Here is a 20,191-nt window from a genome sequence, read left to right on the forward strand (position 1 = left end):
ACCCCACATTGCGGTGAAGGTGGCGGTGTCCGCTTGGTCGAAACCACACGCGGTGGGCAAGGCCCGCACAGGCGCCCCCAAGGACGCAGGCGGGTGTCCGCACTCCGCAGGACCCACCGGCGCGAACAGGACCCGCACCCGGCACGGGGTGCACGGCCTCCGCCCGGAGAGCGGCCGACTCCCGCTCCGCAAAAGCTCGTTGGCGATGTGCACGGCACGGGCGTCCAGTTCCACGGCTTTCCTCCCGGGAGACCGGCGGGGGTACGGAAAAGGGGCCGCCCGACGTCCTGGTCCTCGACGGACGGACGTCGGGCGGCCCCTTCGGGGCGGGTCAGGCGGAGACCTTCTCGGCCTGCGGGGCGGGCGCGGCCTCGACCGCGACCGTCTTGTCGCCCTTCATGACGAGGAGGGTGACGACACCGCCGACGGCGGCGAGGACCGCGGCGCCGAGGAAGGCGGCCGAGAAGCCGTCGGTCAGCCTGGGCAGGTTGCCGAGCCGGTCGGCGCCCTGCGACATGGCGACGGCGGTGAGCGCGGCGAGGCCGAGCGCGGAGCCGACGTTGTAGGTGGTGTTGACGATGCCGGAGGCGAGACCGGCCTGCTCCTGCGGGGCGCCGGACATCGCGGCGATCATCGCCGGGATGTACGCGAGGGACATGCCGAGCGCGGCGACGAGGGAGGCCGGCAGGACGTCGACGAGGAACGTGCCGGTGGGCGGGACGGCGGCGAGCCAGACCAGGCCGGCGGCGAGGACGAGCAGACCGGCGCCGATGAGCGGCTTCGCCCCGAACCGGCCCATGAGCCGGGCGGTGACGGCCGTCATGAAGATCATGAGGAGCACGGTCATCGGCAGCAGCGCGGCGCCGGACGCGAAGGCGCCGTAGCCCAGGACCTGCTGGAGGTACAGGTTGAGGAAGTACCACATCGGGATCCAGGCCGCGCCGAGCAGCGTCATCGCCAGGTTGGCCGAGCCGAGGCGCGGGACCCGCCACACGCCGAGCGGCATGAGCGGCTCGCGGACCGACTTCTGGATCACGAGGAAGAGGACGAGCAGGGCGACGGCGCCGGCCAGCTCCAGGACGGTGGCGGTGGCGCCCCAGCCGACCTCGGGGGCACGGACCACGGCGAAGACCGCGAGCGCGAGACCCGCGGTGACGGCGACGGCGCCGAGGACGTCGACGGAGCCGCGGCGGGACTCGACGTTCGGGAGGAGCTTGGTCGCGGCGAGGGTCGCGAGGCCGATCGGGACGTAGATGACGAAGACCCACTGCCAGGTCGCCCACTCGGTGAACACGCCGCCGAGGAAGACGCCCGCGGTACCGCCGGCGGGAGCGGCGGCGCCGTACAGCGCCATCGCCTTGCCGAGCTCCTTCGGGTCGTGCATGAAGAGCATCATCAGCAGGGTCATGGCGGAGGGTGCGATCAGCGCACCGCCGACGCCTTGGACGGCGCGGCCCGCGATCTCGACCCAGGCGGTCTGCGCGGCGGCGGCGAGGACCGAGCCGGCGATCATCACGGCCCAGCCGGTGACGAAGATCCTGCGGGCGCCGACGAGGTCGGAGAGGCGTCCGCCGAGGAGCAGCAGGCCGCCGAAGACGATCACGTAGGCGTTGAAGACCCACTGGAGCTCGCCCTGCGTGAAGCCGAGGTCCTTCTGCATCTCGGGGAGCGCGACCCCGATGATCGACGTGTCCATGATGACCATGAACTGGGCGGCCGCGAGCACGACAAGTGCCCACCAGCGCCGGGGATTGACGGTTGACATTGCCCTGACCCTTCGCTCGCGTCGACGCCCGACCGAAGCCGGGGTATACCCCTAGGGGGTATCTATGCGGAGCACCGTAGCATACCCATGGGGGGTATGTAAGGGTGAGAGTGAAGCGCCGTCGCGGGCGCCCCGGAAGCGCGCCTTCCGGGGTGCTCGGCAGGCAGAATGCCCCCATGACCGCAGACCAGGAACCCGCGCTCCTCCGGCGCTGGACCGCCACCCTGCTCGCCGCCCGCGCCGGCCACGAGGGCCCCGACCCCGCCCCGTACGGCCGGAACCTCCTGGCCCGCTGGGCCGAGCCACAGCGCCGGTACCACACGGTCGACCACCTCCGCGCCGTCCTCGACCGCATCGACGAACTCGCCGACCAGGGCGGCGAGGGCGGCGAGTTGGAGCTCGTACGGCTCGCCGCCTGGTTCCACGACGCCGTCTACCGGCCCGACCGCTCCGAGAACGAGGAACGCTCGGCGACCCTCACCGAGAAGGCCCTCACCGAGGCCGGACTCACCCCGCACGAGGTCGCCGAGGTCGCCCGCCTCGTACGCCTGACGACCAGCCACGACCCCGCACCCGGCGACCTCAACGGCGAGACCCTCTGCGACGCCGACCTCGCGATCCTCGCCACCCGCCCGGATACGTACAGGGGGTATGTGGCGGCCGTCCGCGAGGAGTACGCCTTCGTCCCCGACGACGCCTTCCGCCACGGACGCGCGGCCGTCCTCCGCCAGCTCCTCGCCCTCCCCCGCCTCTTCCGCACCCCGTACGGCGCGGCGGCCTGGGAAGTGCAGGCGCGGGAGAACGTGGAACGCGAACTCGCCGAGCTGACGGACATGTCCGGAAGGGCGGAGTGAGTCGACGTCAAAACGTAATGGGAGAGAGCGTCTACCGCCGGTAAGATCATTCTGCTCATTCTTCGCCAGCGAGAGACGCCAGGAAAAAGAACATGGAACTGCGCAGGGCCCTCCCGATCTTCGCCGTATTGCCGGCCCTCGTCCTGACGTCCGCGTGCAGCGGTGAATCCAAGGATTCCGGTGACAAGAAGCCGAAGGCGAGCGCGCAGAGCGCCGACGACAAGAATTCGGCGGAGGCGAAGCGGATCGGCGCGCTCGACGCGGAGCAGCTCGAAAAGGCGGCGCTCACCGGAAAGGCGGCCGGGTTCGACGCCAAGAAGATCGCGAAGTCGGAGGTCGAGGCCGGGCGCGGGATGGAAGCCGACAAGAAGGCGTGCCAGCCGCTCGCCAGCCTGATCGGCGGGTTCACCCACCTGCCGTCGGTCGGTACGGCCCACCGCTCGCTCCAGCCCACCGACGCGACCAACGCCACGGTCGGCTCCATGTGGCTCGCCTCGCACTCGGAGGCCGACGCCACCCGCGTCATGACCGAGCTCCGCGCCGCGGTCACCACCTGCCCCAAGGGCTTCAAGACCCTCGGCCTCACCTACGGCAAGGTCGAGAACCTGCCCGCGCCCCGGCTGGGTGCCGACGAGACCGTCGCCTACCGGATCACCGGCGACATCGGCAAGCAGAAGGTGCCCATGACGTACACGGTGGTCCGCAGCGGGGGCGTCGTCGCCGCGTTCTACGGCGTGAACATGCTGGACCCGGACATGGCGGCGATCCCGGAGCCGGTGGTCGAGGCCCAGCTGAAGAAGATCTCGGACGCGAGGGGCTGACCGAGCCCGACGAGAAAAGGGGGCCTCCCCCGGTGCGTGTGGCACCGGGGAGGCCCCCTTCTTCGCAGGCGGCTCCCGGTCAGGAGCCGGTGAAGTGGCCCTCGAGGGCCGGCGCCGTCGTGGCGACGACGACGGCACCCTCGCGGATGTCCTCGGACAGCTCGGCCCGGTCCCGCTCCGAGCGGATGACCACCGGCCGGTCCGAGGAGAGAACGGTGGCGCCGAGGCGGTCGACCAGCGTCGCGAGGACGTCGAAGAACTGTCCGGCCGGGTAGCGGCTGACGGAGACGCAGACCTCGTTGACGTCCACGTCGACCTCGAATCCGTCGGCGGTCCTGATCAGGACCCCGTCGGCGAGGTCGGCGCCCGCGGTGACGACGTACGGCTCCAGGACCTCCCTGACGAGCTGCATGTCGAGCGGCTCGGGTTCACCGCCCCGATAGCGGAGCACGAAAAGCGTGCGGCTCATTGCTGGATCCTCATTGAATTACTTCGTTGCTTCCGGGATTCGGGGCGGGGCCTTCCGGGGAAGGCCCCGCCGACGGGAAATGCTAGGGCATGTAGATGACGTCGATCTTCCCCGCGAGTTCGGGGGTGTCGGCGACCATGTGCCGGAATGCGGTGGCCGCCTCCGGGGAACTCACGTAGTACACGATGGGCGTGTACGTGTCGTCGACCGCCGACTTCGCTCCGGCGACCTGGGCCTTGGCCTCCTTGATCGGCGCGGTGACAAAGAACTTGAACTTGCCGGTCGCGGAGTCGATGACACCGCTGTCGCTCCAGAACTTCGCGTCGATCAGCTTGCCGTTCTGGTAGCCGTCGAGCTTCACGTACTCGCCCGAACGGCCCGCCACCGGGTACTTCATCTTGAGCTTGTAGACGAAGCCCGCCGGCACACCACCGGTGACCCGCAACTGGTACGCGGCCGCGGCGGCCTCCATGCCCTCGTTCTCCGCAGCCCAGAATCCGGGCCCGTTCAGGCCGCCGACCCAGCAGCCGGGGCCGGTTCCGCCACCGCTGCCGGAACTGGCGGCGGAGAAGGACGCGACCTTGAAGGTCGCCGTGTCGACCTTCTCGCAGGCCTCGTTGAGCTTGCGGACGACACGGCCGACCATGCCCTGCACCGCTGCCTCGGTCAGACCGATGGAGCGGAGCGCCAGCCAGGCGTCGGTGAAACCGATGCCGGTCTTGAGCGCGGCGTCCATCGCGGTCACCGCGGCCTTGGCCGACCTGAACAGGGCGCCGGCGACGAACCAGCCCGCCGCCCAGGCGCAGTCACCCCAGCTTCCGCCCGAGATACCCGGCGTGATCAGCTTGGCACAGCCGATGAAGTCGCCGAGCAGGACGTCGATCGGATCGATGCCCGAGTTGAACTGGGTCATCGTCAGGACGGTGGTGAGCCGCTCGGTCGTGGGCTCCTCCGACACGTCGGGGCCGAGGTAGGTCGTGTCCGCGTCCGGGCAGCTGCCGCTGTAGGTCCCCGGCGCCGCCAGACACATGAACAGGTCGACGTGCGACTTGTAGGTGACGGTCGCCGTGATCTTGCAGTCCCCGATGTGGATGATCGGGTTGCAGTTCTCCTTGACGACGTTCTGCGGCTCGCCGATGTACTCGATGTGGTCGAGGACCGCCCAGACCCCACCGATTCCGGTGGTGACGCCCTGCTGGATCTGCTCGTTGTTGCCGGCCGTCTCGGTGCGGTCGGCGGCGGCCTGGGCCTCCTCCGCCGCGCTCCTGGCGTTGGCCGCGGCCGTCTCGGCCGCCGTCGCGTCCGCCTCCGCCTGGGTGGCGGTGGCACGGGCGCTCGCGGCGTCCTCCTCGGCCTTGGTGGCCGCGGCACGGGCCGAAGCGGCGTCCTTCTCCGCCTCGGTGGCGGCGGCGTCCGCCGCGTTGGCGTCCGCCTGCGCGTCCGAGGCCGCCGACGACGCCATCACCGCGTCCTCGCCGGCCGCCATCGCCCAGGCATCGGCACGACCCGCCGCAGCCTGGGCCTCCTTGGCGTCCTTCGCCGCCTGCGCGGCCGAGGCCTGGGCCCGCTGGTACGCCTTGGCGGCGCGGGACGCGTCGGCCGCTGCCGACGCCGAGGCCTGGGCCGCCAGCTTCATGTCGGCGGCGGCCTGTTCGGCCAGGGCCTTCGCCTCGGCGGAGAACCCTTCGGCCTGGTTGGCCGTGGCGGCGGCCGCCGCGGCCTGCTGCTGCGCGATCGTCAGCGACTGCTGGCCGGTCAGCACCGCGAACGCCGCGGAACTGTCGACCTCCTGGAACGGACCGCCGAGCGAGATCGCCTCGTTCGCCGGCTTGTTCACCGCGGCGGCCGAGTCACGGGCGGCCAGCGAGGACTGCACGGCCGCGAGCGCCTTGCCCGCGGTCGTCGCGGCCCAGGCAGCGGTCTGCGCCGCTTCCGAACGAGCCGCGGCCGCCTCGGTCTTGGCGACCTTGGCAGCGGCGGATGCCTTCGCGGACTCTTCCTTGGCACCCTTCGCGTCGGCCGCGGCCGCCTCCGACGCGTCGATCGCCTCGGCCGCCGCCGCGTGGGCAGCGGCTGCGGAACCGGCCGCGATCCAGTACGACGCCCAGGCGCTGTCGGCCGCCGCCTTGGCGCGGGACGCGGAGCCCTGCGCCTTGGTGGCCGCCTCGCGGGCGCTGGTGGCAGCGGCCGTGGCCGCGTTCGCCGCCGCGCGGGCACTGGTCGCCGCCGTCGTCGCCTCGTTCGCGGCGGAACGGGCGTCGGTGGCAGCGGTGCGGGCCGCGTCGGCGGCGTCCGTACCGTCCTGGGCGATGGCGTGGGCCTCCAGGGCCGCCGCCTTCGCGTTCAGCGAGTCCCGACGCTGCTCGGCCTCAAGGGCCTTGTCGCGGGCCGCGACCGCGTCGCGCTCCGCCTGCTCGGCGTCACCGCGACGAGCCGACGCGGTGGCTCCGGCCACCTCGGCCGAGGCACGGGCGTCGCTCGCGATACGGCCCTGGGCGACGGCGTCGGCCTCGTAGCCGGCCGCCTTGTCCCGCTCGCGCTCGGCGGTGGCCCGGTAGGCCGCCGCGTTCGCACGCTCAAGCTCGGCGACCGCGCGCGACGCCTGCGCGTCGGCGGCCGCCTTCTTCGCGTCCTGCTCCTCCGCGAGGGCCTTCTCCTTGGCCTTCTTCGCGGTCTCCGCGTTCGCCGCGGCCGAGGCCGCGTAGGCGTCGGCGCTGTCCGCGGCGGCCTTCGCCTGGGCAGCGGCCTCCTGCGCGGCGATACGGCGGAACTCGGTGTTGACCGCGTGCGCCTCGGTCTTCGCGAGGGCGAGGAGCGCCTCCGACGTCGACACGGTGGCGTTCGCGGCGTTGAGGGCCGTCTCGGTCGCCTTGGAGGCGGCCGTCGCGGCGGCACCCGAAGCGCGCGCGACCTGGACGGACTGCTGGGCGTACATCAGGCCACGACCGCGCGGCACCTCGGCGGCGTCCGCGATCGTCCAGGCCTGCTGCTGTCCGGTCACCGCGCGCTGGGCGGCGGCGTTGGCGGCGGTGGCCTGGGCCTTGGCCGTGGCGACCAGTGCCTGGACCTTGCCTCGGGCGTTGGCGAGGTCCGCCTTCGCCTGGTCGAAGAGGGCCTGCTTCGGCTTGAGGATGTGGTCCGGGTCGGCCTCCAGCTTGTCGTGCCAGTACTTCTGCCAGCGCAGGGCCTGGTCCGCGCGCCACGCCTGGCCGATGGCCTCGATCATGGCGGCGGTGGCGGCCCGGGTCGCTGCGGCGGCGTCGGCCTCGGCCTGCATGATGACGGCGCGGGGCGCGGCCTGGCCGGCGTACTCCGCCTCCCATTCGGCGGAGGCCTGGGAGACGGCCTCGCTCAGGGAGTTGCGCGGGTCGACCGGGTCGGCGTGGTTGCAGGTGGCCCAGGACTGCTTGAGGCTCTCGACCTCGACGCGGAACTCGGGCGTGCCCTCGGCGATCTTGCCGGCCGGGAAGCCGCCGTACCGCAGGTAGGTGGCGATGTCGGAGGCCGTGGTGCCGCCGAAGTACCGGGTGTTGTGGACGTTGGAGTCCCGCAGCATGAAGTCCGCCGCGAAGTCGTTCCAGCTGTCCTTGCCGCGGTTCTGCTCGGTGATCTGCCGGGCCTTGGCGACGGCTTCGGGGCTCGCGTTGGTGTGCGCGTCCCAGCCGATGCGGTCGGCCAGCTTCGCCTGGGTGGCGGCGGTGTAGGCGCTGATGTCGGCGCCGAACTCCGGTGCGTGCAGCGTGATCCCGTCGTCGAACGAGCTCATCGCGTACGGCTTGTTGGCGTCCTCCAGGATCGCCTTCTGGGCCGCGAAGGCGTCCAGGTAGGCGTAACCCGCCTGGCGGTCCTGGTCGTTGGCCTGACCCAGGGGCATGAAGCCGATCCAGCCGCGCTCGCCGATGACGGCTTCGAGCTCGGCGTTGCCGCCGGTCAGCCCCTGGATGGCCAGGGCCTTCGTCTTGGCTCCGCCCGCGTGCAGGGCGACTCCGGCGAGGCACCGGTTGAGGCGCGGGGTGGAGCGGACGTCGCTGATGACGGCGGTGAGCTCGTTGAGCCGGCGCAGGGCGTCGTCGGCGTCGCGGAAGATCGTCCGCATGCCGTCGGAGACCTTCTCGATCGCCGTGGCGAGCGCCGGGATACGGCCCACGATCACGGCCGACGACGGGACGTCGACCAGCGCCCACAGGCAGTCGTCGACGTCCGAGCCGGCCAGGCAGGCCTTCACCTTGGCGGGGTCGAGCTGCTCGAAGAGGATCCGGCCGCCGTTCGCGGTCGCCCACTCGACGACGTCGACGGAGACGGCCGCGATGCCCTCGCGGTAGTCGTCGACACAGGTCTGGCCACAGGCGTCGAGGAGGATCTCCTCCTCCCGCTCGCCCAGGACCGGCCAGTTGGACGCGCCGCCCTTGATGGGCGTGGTGCCCTCGGCGAGCGCGCCCTTGTGGGCGGCCTCGTTCTTCTCGCGCTGCTCCTCTTCGGCCTTCCTCGCGGCCTCCTCGGCGGCGGTGCTGTCGCCCGTCGCGTCGCCGGCCTTGGTCTCGGCGTCCTTGGCGTCCTGTTCGGCCTTGGCCGCCTTCTCCGCGGCGTCCTTGGCCGCTTCGGCGGACCGGCCGGCCTTCTCGTTCGCCTCGGCCGCGTGCTTCTCGGCGTCGGTGGCCTCTCGGTCGGCCTCGGTGGCGGCGCTGCTCGCCTCGCTCGCGGTGAGGCGGGCGGACGCGGCGTCGTCGCCGGCCTGTTCGGCGTGGCCGGCGGCGGCGTCGGAGGCGGTCTTCGCACCCGTCCGCGCGTCGGCGGCCTCGGCCGCGGACGCCTGGGCGCGGGTCACGGCCTCGGCGGCGCGGACTGAGTCCACGGCCGCCGCGGCGGCGGCCTCGGCGGCGAGCTTCGCGTCGCCGGTCGCCTGAGCGGCGGTCTGCTGCGCGGACTCGGCGGCCTGCGCGGCCTGCGCGGCCTTGGCCTCGGCGGCGGCGGCCTGCTGCTCGGCGACCGTCTTGGACGACTGGCCGATCAGCACGGCGAACGCGGCCGCGCTGTCCTTCTCCCGGTACGGCGCGCCGTACGAGATGGCGTCACCGGCGGCGCTGCCCGCGGCCGTGGCGCTGTCGCGGGCGGCGAGCGCGGCCTGACCGGCGGCGTAGGCGCGGCCTGCGGCCGCCCCCGCCGACTTCACGGCCTCGGCTGCCCCGGTCCCGGCGGCGATGGACTCCTGCTCGGCCTTCTTGGCGAGCCCGGTGGCGTTCTCCGACGCGGTGGCGGCGTTGTCGGCGCGGATCGCCGCGTCCTGCGACGCGTCGAGGGCGACGGCCGCGGCGGCGTGCGCGGTGGACGCCTCGCCGAGGGAGGTGTTGTACGCCGACCAGGCGGCGCCGGCGCTCGCCTTGGCGCGCTCGGCGGCGCCTTCCGCCGTGGTGGCGGCGGAGCGGGCCGTGACGGCGGCGGCGGTCGCCTGGTCCGCGGCGGTCTGCGCGGCGGTGGCGGCCGTGGCGGCCTCGTCGGCGGCCGTACGAGCCGCGGTCGCGGCCGTACGGGTCTCGGCGGCGGCCGCGGTGCCCTCGGCGGCGGTGGCCGCGGCTTCGAGGGCGGCGGCGCGGGCGGCGGTGGCCTGCTTGGCCCGGAGCGCCTGGATCGCCTTCTCGCGGGCGGTCTGCGCCGCCTTGGCCTTAGCGTCGGCGAGCGTCCGCTTGGCCTTGGCGTCGGTGGTGGCGGTACCGGCGGCCGTGTCGGCGGTGGTCGCCGCCGTCCGCTGGGTGGCGGCGCGCTGCTCGGCGGTCACGGCCTTGGCGCGCTCGGCGGCGGCCTTGGCGCGGGAGGCGACGGCGGTGGCCTGCTCCGTCTGGGCCTTGGCACGCTCGGCGGCCGCGGTGCCGGCGGCGGCCTTCGCCTTGTCGCGCTTGTCCTCGGCCGTCGTACGGGCGGCCTTGGCGGTGGCGGCGCTCTCGGCGGCGGCCGTGGCGTTGGCCTCGGCGCTGTCGGCGGCGGCCTTCGCCTGGGCGGCGGCCTCCTGGGCGGCGACGCGGCGGAACTCGGTGTCGATCGCGGCCGACTCGGTCTTCGCCTTGGCGAGCAGCGTGTCGCTGGTGGCGATCGTCGCGTTGGCGGCGTTCAGCGCGGTCTCGGCGGCCTTGGCGGCGGCCGCGGTGACGGCGGCGGAAGCGCGGGCGACCTGGACCGACTGCTGCGCGTACATCAGGCCACGGCCGCGCGGGACGCCGGTCGCGTCGGCGACGCCCCAGGCCTCCTGCTGCGCGGTGGCGGCCGTCTGCGCGGCGGCCGCCGCCTTGGCGGCCTGCGCCTTGGCGGAGGTGACGAGGGCGGCGGCCTTGGTCCTGGCCTCCGCCAGGTCGGCCGTGCCCTTGTCGTAGAAGGCCTGGTCGGGCTTGTCCAGGATGGTGTTCGGGTCCTGGGCGAGCTTGTCCGCCCAGTACTTGCGCCAGGTCAGGACCTGGTCGGCGAACCAGGCCTGCTCGATGGTCTGGATCATCAGGTCGGTGGCCTGGTGGGCCGCCACCGAGGCCTCGACCTCGGCCTTGACGATCGTGGCGCGCTGGGTGGCCTGGCCGGCGTACTCCTGCTCCCACTCGACCATCGCGTTCATGACGGGCTCGTTGAGCTGGCGTCGCGGGTCGACCGGGTTCTGCCAGTCACAGCCGGCCCAGGCCTGCTTGAGGTCCTCGACCTCGACGCGGTAGGCGGCGGAGTCCTTGGCGGGGGCCTCGAAGGCGAAGCCGCCGCGCCTCAGGTAGGCGGCGATGTCGCTGGAGGTCGTACCGCCGAAGTAGTCCCAGGAGACCTCGCTGTCCCGCAGCATGCTGTTGGCGGCCCAGTCGTGCCAGTCGTCCTTGCCGCGGTTCTCCTCCATGACGGCGCGGGCGCGGGCGACGGCCTCGGGGCCGGCCTTGCTGTGCTCGTCCTTGCCGAGGCGCCAGGCCAGCTCGGTCTGGGCGGTGACGGCGTGGCGGGTGATCTCGTAGGCGAAGCTCGGTGCGTGCCACTCCATCTGGTCGCTGGCCCACGCCGACTCGCGGTAGGGCTTGTTGGCCTCGTCGAGCGCGGTGGTACGCGCCGTCTGCGCGGCGAACAGGACGTCCCTCGCGTCCTTGTCGGCGTCGGAGGCCACGCCCAGGGGGCCGTAGCCGATCCAGCCGCGGTCGCCGATGGCCTCGCGGAGCTGCTCCTCGGTGCCGGTGAGCCCCTCGACGGCCTTGGCCTTCATGAGGGGGCCGCCGACGTGCAGCGCGACGCCGGCGAGGCAGCGGTCGAGCCGCCGGTCCTCGCCGACGCTGTTGCGGGAGTAGCCGGTGTCCGTCTCGGGGGCCGTCTCGGCGGCGGCGGGCGGTGCCTGGACGAGGCCGGTGAGTACGGCCGACGCGGTGACCAGCGCGGTGGCACTGGTGGCCCTGGTGAGGGCGTCCCGCATGCGACGCCGGCGTCTGCCGACGTCTCTGAACATGGACATGTCGCCTGACAATCTCTCGATCGCGAGGCAGTGCTTCGACAGGGGCATGACAGAGGGCGACTTGCCGTCGGGCGGCATCCCCCCTGCTCACGGCACGTGCCGGCACTCGGCTCTCCCCATGAACCGGCACTGCCGCTTACGCCGCGACGATGCCACGCCCGCCCCCGCCAGTGAAGATCAAATATTCTGGACCAAGTACGCGCGGGCCCTCAGTACCGGACAAAGCAACCCCGCAATTGATCATCTTGTTACCCGGCGTAAAGAACGCAGGTCGGACGTTCTCCGTCTCGCATCCCAAGACATTCCCGTCACCACGGAATGACAGGAACAAATCGAGGGTTGACACATGTCATGCCCTCTCCCTCCGCCGAGCCCACCCCACCCGCCACCGACACCCCACCCACCGGCCGCATGCCACTGGCCGTCCACATCCTCGGGCTCTCGGTCTTCGCGCTCGGCACGAGCGAATTCATGCTGTCCGGACTCCTGCCGCCGATCGCGGAGGACATGGGCGTCTCCATCCCGAGCGCCGGACTCCTCATATCCGCCTTCGCGATCGGCATGGTCGTCGGCGCGCCCCTGCTCGCCGTCGCCACGCTCCGGCTCCCCCGCAAGACCACCCTGGTCACCCTCATCACCGTCTTCGGCCTCGGCCAGGTCGCGGGCGCCCTCGCGCCGAACTACGCCGTGCTCTTCGCCTCCCGGATCGTGAGCGCGCTGGCCTGCGCCGGGTTCTGGGCGGTCGGCGCGGCCGTCGCCATCGCGATGGTGCCGGTCGGCGCGCGGGCCCGGGCCATGGCCGTCATGATCGGCGGCCTGTCCATCGCCAACGTCCTCGGCGTCCCCGCGGGCGCTTTCCTCGGCGAGCACCTCGGCTGGCGCTCGGCGTTCTGGGCGGTCGGCGCGGCCTCCGCGATCGCGCTCGTCGGCGTGGTGACCCGCATCCCGCACATCCCGCCGCCCGAGACGAAGCCCCGCCTCAAGCGCGAGGTGACCATCTACCGCGACCGCCAGGTCGTCCTCTCGGTCGCCGTCACCGCCCTCGCCGCCGGCGGCGTCTTCTGCGCCTTCTCCTACCTCGCCCCGCTCCTCACCGACGTCTCCGGACTCGACGAGAGCTGGGTGTCGGCCGTCCTCGCGCTCTTCGGCATCGGCGCCGTCGTCGGCACGACGATCGGCGGCCGCGTCGCCGACGCCCACCTCTTCGGCGTGCTGCTCAGCGGCATCGCCGCCTCCACCGTCTTCCTCGTGGCCCTGGCCGTCCTCGCCTCCAGCCCGGCCGCCACGGTCGTGCTGACGTTCCTCCTCGGCGTGTCGACCTTCTACACGGCCCCGGCCCTCAACGCCCGCATGTTCAACGTCGCCGGCGCCGCCCCCACCCTCGCCGGCGCCACCACCACCGCCGCCTTCAACCTCGGCAACACCGGCGGCCCCTGGCTCGGCGGCACCGTCATCGACGCAGGCCTCGGCTTCGCCTCCACCGCCTGGGCCGGCGCCGCGATGACCACCCTCGGCCTCGCGACGGCCGCCCTCGCGCTCAAGCTCCACAAGTCGCCGTCCCGCCTGGTGGCTTCCGGCACCCCGGCGAAGCAGAAGGCCGTATCGTCCCGCTGACATCGCGTACGCGCCCACGGGGGGAATCCGTGACCACCAGCAGCACCGCCGTCACCGTCATCGCACGACTCCGGGCCGCACCGGGCCAGGAGGCCGCCGTCCGCCGCCAGGCCCTCTCACTCGTCGCCCCGGCCCTCGCCGAACCCGGGTGCCTCTCGTACCGCCCGTACGAGGACCCGCTGGAGCCCGGTTCCTGGATCGTCGTCGAGGAGTGGACCGACCGCGCCGCCTTCGACGCCCACCTCCGCAGCCCCCACCTGGCGGCGGCGATGGCCGCCGGACCGGAGCTGCTCAGCGGCCCACCGCAGGAGACGGTGCTCGTACGGGCCGACTGAAAACCCGCTGCGGACCCGCCCGGGGGTTCCGTACGGTGACACCGTGACGACGCGAATGATCATCCTCAACGGCGCCTCCAGCTCGGGGAAGTCCGGCATCGTGCGGTGCCTGCAGTCCGTACTGCCCGACCCCTGGATGACGTTCGGATGCGATTCCTTCGTCGACGCCCTGCCCAAGAAGATGTGGTCCTCGGAGGGCGGGATCGTCTTCGGCGACGACGGCGGCGTCACCGTCGGCGAAGACTTCCGGCAGCTGGAGGCCGCCTGGGCGGAAGGCATCGCCACGATGGCCCGGGCCGGCGCCAGGATCGTCATCGACGACGTCTTCCTCGGCGGCGCCGCCTCCCAGCAGCGCTGGCGCACCGTCCTCGGCGACCTCCCCGTCCTCTGGGTCGGCGTCCGCTGCGACCCCGCCACCGCCGCCGGCCGCGAGATCGCCCGCGGCGACCGCACCCCCGGCATGGCCGCCCAGCAGGCCCTCGTCGTCCACGAAGGCGTCCACTACGACCTCGAGATCGACACCACCCACACCGAATCCCTGGCCTGCGCCCACACCATCGCGGCCCGCCTCGGCTGACCGGGCGTCCCGGCGCCGCCGGGACGCGGGGCGTCAGGCGGTGCGGAGAGTCAGGCCGCGTGGACGTCCCATCAATCGGCGGACTTGTCACCCGTGGAGGTAACGGCGGACGGCAGCGGGTCGGCGACGAACGTGCCCAGGCCGACTTCGCCCCGCGTCCACCCTTGCTCCCGTACGTGCCGCATGGCCTTCGCCGCCGTCGCGTTCACCACGCCGAACTCCTGGGCGATCTCCAGCGTGGACGGTACACGGCTCCCCGGAGGGTAGGTCCCGCCCTCGATGCGCCGGATGATCTCCGCGGCGATCTGCCTCCACAGGGGGCGGGTGCGATCAAGATCCATGAAGCCAGCGTGGGTGACCACAGCTTTCCGCGCATCCGTAGATAACCGTGGATAACTGCGGATACAGTGACGCCGGACACAGAAGCGCCCCCAGGGCGGCCGGGCAAGGGCCGCTCCCCAGGGGCTGACCGAAGAATGGAGCTTCGGACATGCAAGACCTTATCGCCGCGCTGCTCGCGTGGCTGCTGGGCGTACTCGCGCCCGGTTGCGGGCAGCGTCGGGCAGGCACGCCACCCCCCTTCCCGGCCTACGCCCGAGGGGTGGAAGAGTCCCGCCCCACTACCACCCCCGCCCGGCAGTCGCCGCGCGAGCGGATCGGTTCCCCCCAGGGGAGCACGACACATCCCAGGCCCCCGTACGGCCTCGCCGAGACGTTCGCCGGGGAGGACACGGCCCTCATCCGCCCCTACCTGATCGCGTGCGAGCGCCAAGAGGAGCGCGCACGCCAGCGGTGGCGGTGCGTCAGCCTCGTACTGGCGGCGGACTTCGGCATCGACCTGGACACCCGGGACGTGCACGCGGCGGGGGTGGCGTGATGAGCGAGCCGACCCCTGGCGGGCCGCCGCGAAAGCCCGTCCGCATGTGCGTGCGCTGCGCCGTCGTCACGGACGCGCCCGTGCTCGTCTCCGAGGTGCACCAGAACTCCGGGCCCGGGTTCAACGTGTACGCGTGCCCGGAGTGCGCGCCGCACTTCCCGCCGATGCCCGATGTGCTTGACCTCCTCCAAGGAGGCGGCGGTCAGGCGTCGTAGCGCGGCAGGTCTACCCCTGCGCCGGCCGTCCCTTCGGCCGGCGCAGGCCTGCCTCGGTGAGGCGGCGCAGGAGCTCCTTGGAGCCGACCTCGATCGCGCCCCCCGCCACCGCGTCCGCGTAGCGGTCGGAGGGGATGTCGTAGTGGTCGCGCTCGAAGGCGCGGGGAGGGGCGCCGATGGACGCGGCGAAGGCGTGGAGCTCGTCGAAGGAGACGTCGCTGACGAGGTGGGACCACATGCGGCCATGGCCCGGCCACGTCGGCGGGTCGATGTAGAGGGTCACGCGGCGGCCTCCGTCGTGCGGTTCACTTCAGGGCCCCCACCGGCGCGACGACGACGCCCTGCTTGCCGCAGACCCAGTGCGGGTCGGGGCCGAGCTCGGGTTCGACGTCGAGGGCGTGGGGGTCGCCGGAGGAACAGACGGGACAGAGGGGCCAGCGTCCGTAGTGTTCGAGGAGCGCGTCCTGGACGTCCTGCGCGACGAGACCGGCGACGTACGTGAGGCCCTCGGGCCACTGCTCGACCCACCAGCGGCGGTGGGTCACCGAGTCCTCCACCATCGACACGACCTCGGCGGCGGCCACCTTCCGGGCCGCCAGGTCGGCCAGTACCAGCGCGCGGGCGGCGTGCAGCGCCTGCTCCACGGGGTCGATGTCGTCCATGCACTCATTGTCACCCGGAGTGCCGGAAAGGACGAAGGTCCCGTCCGTTTCCGGGACCCCTGCGGGACCGAAGGGGTCTTGTCGGGCCACCCGGCCGAAAGTATCTTTCAGATGTGACCAATGACGTGAAGGAAAGTTTCACCAGCGACGCGCCCGCCTCGCCCCCCGCCCCCGCCGCGCTCGCCGCCAAGGTGCGCACCCTCGCCCCCTCCATGACCCGCTCCATGCAGCGGGTCGCCGAAGCCGTCGCCGGCGACCCGGCCGGCTGCGCCGCCCTCACGGTCACCGGCCTCGCCGAACTCACCGGCACCAGCGAGGCGACCGTCGTCCGCACCGCCCGCCTCCTCGGCTACCCCGGCTACCGCGACCTGCGCCTCGCCCTCGCCGGCCTCGCCGCCCAGCAGCAGTCCGGCCGCGCGCCCGCCGTCACCGCCGACATCGCCGTCGACGACCCGATCGCCGACGTCGTCGCCAAGCTCGCCCACGACGAACAGCAGACCCTCGCCGACACCGCCGCCGGACTCGACACCGTCCAGCTCGGCGCCGCCGTCGCCGCCCTCTCCACCGCCCGCCGCGTCGACATCTACGGCGTCGGCGCCTCCGGCCTCGTCGCCCAGGACCTCGCGCAGAAACTCCTCCGCATCGGCCTCATCGCACACGCCCACAGCGACCCGCACCTCGCCGTCACCAACGCCGTCCAGCTCCGCTCCGGCGACGTCGCCATCGCCATCACCCACTCCGGCTCCACCGGCGACGTCATAGAACCCCTCCGAGTGGCCTTCGACCACGGCGCGACGACCGTCGCGATCACCGGCCGCCCGGACGGGCCCGTCACCCAGTACGCCGACCACGTCCTCACCACCTCCACCGCCCGCGAGAGCGAACTGCGCCCCGCGGCCATGTCATCCCGCACCAGCCAACTCCTGGTCGTGGACTGCCTGTTCACCTGCGTCACCCAGCGCACGTACGAGACGGCGGCCCCTGCCCTCGCCGCCTCGTACGAAGCCCTCGCCCACCGCCATTCCCCCAGGACCCGCTGAAGCCCCCGTCAGCCGAGCGTCACACGTCGACGCCAACGCCGCCGACGACGTCCACGCACCGAAAGAGCCCCGCATGTCCGCATCCGCGTACTCCGAACTCCGCGCCCAGCTCGCCACCCTCACCACCGAGGCGTTCCGGCCCGAACTCGCCGAGATCGACCGGCTCCCCACCCTGGACATCGCCCGCACCATGAACGGCGAGGACCAGACCGTCCCCGCCGCCGTCGCCCGCCAGCTCCCCGCCATCGCCGCCGCGATCGACGCCACCGCCGCACGCATGGCCCGCGGGGGACGACTGATCTACATGGGCGCGGGCACGGCCGGCCGCCTCGGCGTCCTCGACGCCAGCGAATGCCCGCCCACCTTCAACACCGACCCCGCCCAGGTCGTCGGCCTCATCGCGGGCGGCCCCTCCGCCATGGTCAAGGCCGTCGAAGGCGCCGAGGACTCCAAGGAACTCGCCGTCCAGGACCTCACCGATCTCGGCCTCACCGCCGACGACACCGTCGTCGGCATCTCCGCCTCCGGCCGCACCCCGTACGCCATCGGCGCCGTCGAACACGCCCGTACCCTCGGCGCGCTCACCATCGGCCTCTCCTGCAACGCGGACAGCGCCCTCGCCGCCGCCGCCGAACACGGCATCGAAGTCGTCCCCGGCCCCGAACTCCTCACCGGCTCCACCCGCCTCAAGGCCGGCACCGCCCAGAAGCTCGTCCTCAACATGATCTCGACGATCACCATGATCCGCCTCGGCAAGACCTACGGAAACCTCATGGTCGACGTCCGCGCCTCCAACGAGAAGCTCCAGGCCCGCTCCCGGCGCATCGTCGCCCTGGCCACCGGCGCGCCGGACGAGCAGATCGAGACGGCCCTCACCGCCGCCGACGGCGAGGTGAAGAACGCGATCCTCATGCTCCTCGCCGACATCGACGCCCCCACGGCCGCCCGCCGCCTCACGGACTCCCGAGGCCACCTGCGCGCGGCGCTGCACGCGACCGAGCCCACCGCGTAACCGCGTATCCCCCACACACAGCAAGGCCCCCTCACAGCAAGGCCCACCGCACCATGAGCACAGACGACAAGAACCGCGCCATCGCCGCCGCGATCCTCCCCCTCGTCGGCGGCGCCGAGAACATCAGCACCGTGGCCCACTGCATGACCCGCCTCCGGCTGGGCCTGCGGGACCGCTCGCTCGTCCAGGACGAGGCCCTCAAGGCCCTGCCGTCCGTGATGGGCGTGGTGGAGGACGACACGTACCAGATCGTCCTCGGCCCGGGCACGGTCGCCCGCGTGACGCCGGAGTTCGAGGCGCTGGTGGCCGAGACGGCCCCCCAGCACACCGCGGAAGAACTCGCGGACCGGGGCGCGGCCCTCAAGGCGGCCCAGAAGGCGAAGAACGCCACCCCGTTCAAGCTCTTCCTCCGCCGGATCGCGAACATCTTCGTCCCGCTGATCCCCGCCCTCATCGGCTGCGGCATCATCGCCGGCCTCAACGGCCTGCTGATCAACCTCGGTTGGCTGCCGGGCGTCACCCCCGCCCTCGCCGCCATCGCGAGCGGCTTCATGGCGCTCATCGCGGTCTTCGTCGGCTACAACACGGCGAAGGAGTTCGGCGGTACGGCGATCCTCGGCGGCGCGGTCGCGGCGATCATCGTGTTCCCCGGCGTCGCCAAGATCGACGCCTTCGGCCAGACGCTCTCCCCCGGCCAGGGCGGCGTCCTCGGCGCGCTCGGCGCGGCCGTCCTCGCGGTGTACGTCGAGAAGTGGTGCCGCCGCTGGGTGCCGGAGTCCCTCGACGTCCTGGTCACCCCGACCCTGACGGTCCTGATCTCCGGCCTGGTCACCATCTTCGGCCTGATGTTCGTGGCCGGCGAGATCTCCCAGGCCATCGGCGACTTCGCCAACTGGCTCCTCGCGAACGCGGGCGCCGGCGCGGGCCTCCTCCTCGGCGGCCTGTTCCTCCCCCTCGTCATGCTCGGCCTCCACCAGGCCCTCATCCCCATCCACACCACCCTCATCGAGCAGCAGGGCTACACCGTCCTCCTCCCCATCCTCGCGATGGCGGGCGCGGGCCAGGTCGGCGCCGCCATGGCCGTCTACCTCAAGCTCCCCCGCAACGGCTCCCTCCGCCGCACCATCAAGTCCGCCCTCCCCGCCGGCTTCCTCGGCGTCGGCGAACCCCTCATCTACGGCGTCTCCCTCCCCCTCGGCCGCCCCTTCGTCACGGCCTGCGTCGGCGGCGCCTTCGGCGGCGGCTTCATCGGCCTCTTCTCCATGCTCGGCACCACCGTCGGCTCCACCGCCATCGGCCCCTCCGGCTGGGCCCTCTTCCCCCTCCTCAACGGCAACCACAGCCTCGGCGAGACGATCACCATCTACGCCGGCGGCCTGCTGGTCGGCTACCTGGTCGGCTTCGTCGCCACGTACTTCTGGGGCTTCAGCCAGGAGCTCCTGGAGGAGTTCAACGTGGAGACGGAGGCCCTGGAGACCACGGTCACGGCCGGCGACGGCGCCCCCGCACCGGCCCCGACCAGCCCGGAACCGGAACCGGCGAAGGTCTGATCCCGTCAAGGGTGAAACCCCCGAGGCCCCTCCGTGTACACGGAGGGGCCTCGGGCTTACCGGAAGTCTCAGTGCGGCAGGTCCTCGCTGAATGCGGATGGCGGCAGTTGCGGCGCATCAGCAATCCCAGCGCGCTCCAGCCAGCGCGCAACCTCATCGCCATGGGCTCCGAAACTCGTCGCGCGAGCAACGGCCTCAGCCGCCTCAGGAGCCTGCTCCCCGTCACGACAGATCAATTGCAGCGGCCACACGGGGAATCCGCCTGATCCGCTGTCGAACGCTACCCAGTTCCACGGCGCCGAGTACGTCCACATTCGACCCTCGCGGTCGGCCACTTCATCACCGTCCCACAAGAACTCATAGGGACGGTAAACGAGTTCCGACTGGATGGGCTCATCCCCGTCCGGGTCGAGAGTGAAGCCGATTTCCTCAGCAGAAGGCGGGATTCGCACACCGTGAGCAACGAGAGATACGTAGACGTGAGGCCGGGGAAGCCAGCCGACATCCAGAGGATCCGAAAATTTGGCCACATGAACGACGTAGGCAAGCATACCAGGAATGCCGACTTCGCAAACGCTGTGCCGGTCGAATGAATCATTTGGCGACGTCACCCGGAACGGCTCATTATGCCAGTCGGGAACATCCGGAGTGCGCGGGATGGAACGCAACCCGTTCCACTGCATCAGCGAATCCGGATCAATTTCGTTCCACGGCCATCGAACCGATACGTACCGAGAGGAAAGATCCGAGACCACAGCCTCTCGGGGAGGGCAGCTGAGAGACACGATGTCTCCGGTGCGGACACGAGCAAGCGCGCCAGCGCTGCCACGGTCGGAGGCTTCACCCATGAGCCAGTCCTTTCCGGTCAATGAAATCTCTATACGTCCTCAATACTGCATTTAAATCGAACAGTCAACAACAGAAACGGCCCGCCAGATCACCTG

Annotated in this window: 17 protein-coding genes; 10 read left to right on the top strand and 7 right to left on the bottom strand. The window is 72.1% G+C overall.

Translation table 11 applies throughout. The features are described 5' to 3' along the window. Positions 1-331: 331 nt before the first annotated feature. Positions 332-1,765 carry an MFS transporter gene (locus tag OO54_RS15710; RefSeq protein ID WP_033203624.1) on the bottom strand — a complete coding sequence of 478 codons (1,434 nt, stop codon included), beginning with the start codon at positions 1,763-1,765 and terminating at the stop codon, positions 332-334. 176 nt (positions 1,766-1,941) lie between these two features. On the opposite strand from OO54_RS15710, the gene OO54_RS15715 reads away from it, so the two are divergent. Further along, positions 1,942-2,619 (top strand): HD domain-containing protein, encoded by a 678-nt coding sequence (locus tag OO54_RS15715; protein ID WP_033203626.1) that lies wholly within the window; start codon positions 1,942-1,944, stop codon positions 2,617-2,619. A 92-nt stretch (positions 2,620-2,711) separates the two neighbouring features. Next, positions 2,712-3,440: a hypothetical protein gene (locus OO54_RS15720; RefSeq protein WP_033203627.1), complete on the top strand. Its 729-nt coding sequence runs from the start codon at positions 2,712-2,714 to the stop codon at positions 3,438-3,440. A 79-nt stretch (positions 3,441-3,519) separates the two neighbouring features. On the opposite strand, the gene OO54_RS15725 is transcribed toward OO54_RS15720, so the two are convergent. Beyond that, the gene (locus OO54_RS15725; protein ID WP_033203628.1) at positions 3,520-3,909 is read right to left on the bottom strand and encodes a hypothetical protein; all 390 of its coding nucleotides are present in this window, start codon (positions 3,907-3,909) and stop codon (positions 3,520-3,522) included. 82 nt (positions 3,910-3,991) lie between these two features. After that, positions 3,992-11,365, bottom strand: coding sequence for a hypothetical protein (locus OO54_RS15730; RefSeq protein WP_234439457.1), 7,374 nt, complete (start codon positions 11,363-11,365; stop codon positions 3,992-3,994). A 411-nt stretch (positions 11,366-11,776) separates the two neighbouring features. Here OO54_RS15730 and OO54_RS15735 point away from each other — a divergent pair, with 411 nt between their 5' ends. The 3 genes from OO54_RS15735 to cpt are packed head-to-tail and all read left to right on the top strand — an operon-like array spanning position 11,777 to position 13,891. Further along, positions 11,777-12,979, top strand: a complete 1,203-nt coding sequence (locus OO54_RS15735; protein WP_033203842.1) for a Cmx/CmrA family chloramphenicol efflux MFS transporter — start codon at positions 11,777-11,779, stop codon at positions 12,977-12,979. 29 nt (positions 12,980-13,008) lie between these two features. Continuing rightward, complete coding sequence (locus tag OO54_RS15740) at positions 13,009-13,314, top strand: putative quinol monooxygenase (protein ID WP_033203630.1); 306 nt, start codon at positions 13,009-13,011, stop codon at positions 13,312-13,314. A 55-nt stretch (positions 13,315-13,369) separates the two neighbouring features. Further along, entirely contained in the window at positions 13,370-13,891 is a 522-nt protein-coding gene (gene cpt, locus OO54_RS15745; protein WP_033203632.1) for a chloramphenicol phosphotransferase CPT, read from the top strand. A gap of 71 nt (positions 13,892-13,962) precedes the next feature. Here the strand turns inward: cpt and OO54_RS15750 are convergent, their stop codons facing one another. Beyond that, complete coding sequence (locus OO54_RS15750) at positions 13,963-14,232, bottom strand: GntR family transcriptional regulator (protein ID WP_209440896.1); 270 nt, start codon at positions 14,230-14,232, stop codon at positions 13,963-13,965. 149 nt (positions 14,233-14,381) lie between these two features. Between OO54_RS15750 and OO54_RS15755 the strand changes: the two genes are divergently transcribed. Together OO54_RS15755 and OO54_RS45865 are read left to right on the top strand one after the other, a co-directional pair. Beyond that, on the top strand, positions 14,382-14,768 hold the full coding sequence (locus OO54_RS15755; protein WP_033203636.1) for a hypothetical protein: 387 nt from the start codon (positions 14,382-14,384) through the stop codon (positions 14,766-14,768). Further along, entirely contained in the window at positions 14,768-14,983 is a 216-nt protein-coding gene (locus OO54_RS45865; RefSeq protein ID WP_033203637.1) for a hypothetical protein, read from the top strand. The genes OO54_RS15755 and OO54_RS45865 overlap by 1 nt, the downstream gene beginning before the upstream one ends. Before the next feature lie 10 nt (positions 14,984-14,993). Here the strand turns inward: OO54_RS45865 and OO54_RS15765 are convergent, their stop codons facing one another. Next, positions 14,994-15,266 carry a DUF4031 domain-containing protein gene (locus OO54_RS15765; protein WP_033203642.1) on the bottom strand — a complete coding sequence of 91 codons (273 nt, stop codon included), beginning with the start codon at positions 15,264-15,266 and terminating at the stop codon, positions 14,994-14,996. Positions 15,267-15,288: 22 nt separating this feature from the next. Next, entirely contained in the window at positions 15,289-15,645 is a 357-nt protein-coding gene (locus OO54_RS15770) for a hypothetical protein (RefSeq protein ID WP_033203644.1), read from the bottom strand. 113 nt (positions 15,646-15,758) lie between these two features. Between OO54_RS15770 and OO54_RS15775 the strand changes: the two genes are divergently transcribed. The 3 genes from OO54_RS15775 (at position 15,759) to OO54_RS15785 (ending at position 19,247) form a co-directional block, all read left to right on the top strand. Then, positions 15,759-16,685 (top strand): MurR/RpiR family transcriptional regulator, encoded by a 927-nt coding sequence (locus OO54_RS15775; protein WP_033203645.1) that lies wholly within the window; start codon positions 15,759-15,761, stop codon positions 16,683-16,685. A 73-nt stretch (positions 16,686-16,758) separates the two neighbouring features. Then, positions 16,759-17,697, top strand: coding sequence for an N-acetylmuramic acid 6-phosphate etherase (murQ, locus tag OO54_RS15780; RefSeq protein WP_033203647.1), 939 nt, complete (start codon positions 16,759-16,761; stop codon positions 17,695-17,697). Positions 17,698-17,750: 53 nt separating this feature from the next. After that, positions 17,751-19,247: a PTS transporter subunit EIIC gene (locus OO54_RS15785; RefSeq protein ID WP_033203648.1), complete on the top strand. Its 1,497-nt coding sequence runs from the start codon at positions 17,751-17,753 to the stop codon at positions 19,245-19,247. Positions 19,248-19,315: 68 nt separating this feature from the next. Here OO54_RS15785 and OO54_RS45870 read toward each other — a convergent pair whose 3' ends face one another. Continuing rightward, positions 19,316-20,095 carry a hypothetical protein gene (locus tag OO54_RS45870; protein ID WP_157856486.1) on the bottom strand — a complete coding sequence of 260 codons (780 nt, stop codon included), beginning with the start codon at positions 20,093-20,095 and terminating at the stop codon, positions 19,316-19,318. Between the last annotated feature and the right edge of the window lie 96 nt (positions 20,096-20,191).

This window comes from Streptomyces wedmorensis, from assembly GCF_000716445.1.
Taxonomy (GTDB): domain Bacteria; phylum Actinomycetota; class Actinomycetes; order Streptomycetales; family Streptomycetaceae; genus Streptomyces; species Streptomyces wedmorensis.

What these genes read in the sequence shown, in the direction of transcription:
- OO54_RS45865 (WP_033203637.1), top strand. Translation starts at nt 14,768, where the DNA reads ATGAGCGAGCCGACCCCTGGCGGGCCGCCGCGAAAGCCCGTCCGCATG.
- OO54_RS15785 (WP_033203648.1), top strand. Translation starts at nt 17,751, where the DNA reads ATGAGCACAGACGACAAGAACCGCGCCATCGCCGCCGCGATCCTCCCC.
- murQ (WP_033203647.1), top strand. Translation starts at nt 16,759, where the DNA reads ATGTCCGCATCCGCGTACTCCGAACTCCGCGCCCAGCTCGCCACCCTC.
- OO54_RS15710 (WP_033203624.1), bottom strand. Translation starts at nt 1,765, where the DNA reads ATGTCAACCGTCAATCCCCGGCGCTGGTGGGCACTTGTCGTGCTCGCG.
- OO54_RS15730 (WP_234439457.1), bottom strand. Translation starts at nt 11,365, where the DNA reads ATGTCCATGTTCAGAGACGTCGGCAGACGCCGGCGTCGCATGCGGGAC.
- OO54_RS15725 (WP_033203628.1), bottom strand. Translation starts at nt 3,909, where the DNA reads ATGAGCCGCACGCTTTTCGTGCTCCGCTATCGGGGCGGTGAACCCGAG.
- OO54_RS15755 (WP_033203636.1), top strand. Translation starts at nt 14,382, where the DNA reads ATGCAAGACCTTATCGCCGCGCTGCTCGCGTGGCTGCTGGGCGTACTC.
- OO54_RS15720 (WP_033203627.1), top strand. Translation starts at nt 2,712, where the DNA reads ATGGAACTGCGCAGGGCCCTCCCGATCTTCGCCGTATTGCCGGCCCTC.
- OO54_RS15770 (WP_033203644.1), bottom strand. Translation starts at nt 15,645, where the DNA reads ATGGACGACATCGACCCCGTGGAGCAGGCGCTGCACGCCGCCCGCGCG.
- OO54_RS15750 (WP_209440896.1), bottom strand. Translation starts at nt 14,232, where the DNA reads ATGGATCTTGATCGCACCCGCCCCCTGTGGAGGCAGATCGCCGCGGAG.
- cpt (WP_033203632.1), top strand. Translation starts at nt 13,370, where the DNA reads ATGATCATCCTCAACGGCGCCTCCAGCTCGGGGAAGTCCGGCATCGTG.
- OO54_RS15735 (WP_033203842.1), top strand. Translation starts at nt 11,777, where the DNA reads ATGCCACTGGCCGTCCACATCCTCGGGCTCTCGGTCTTCGCGCTCGGC.
- OO54_RS15715 (WP_033203626.1), top strand. Translation starts at nt 1,942, where the DNA reads ATGACCGCAGACCAGGAACCCGCGCTCCTCCGGCGCTGGACCGCCACC.
- OO54_RS45870 (WP_157856486.1), bottom strand. Translation starts at nt 20,095, where the DNA reads ATGGGTGAAGCCTCCGACCGTGGCAGCGCTGGCGCGCTTGCTCGTGTC.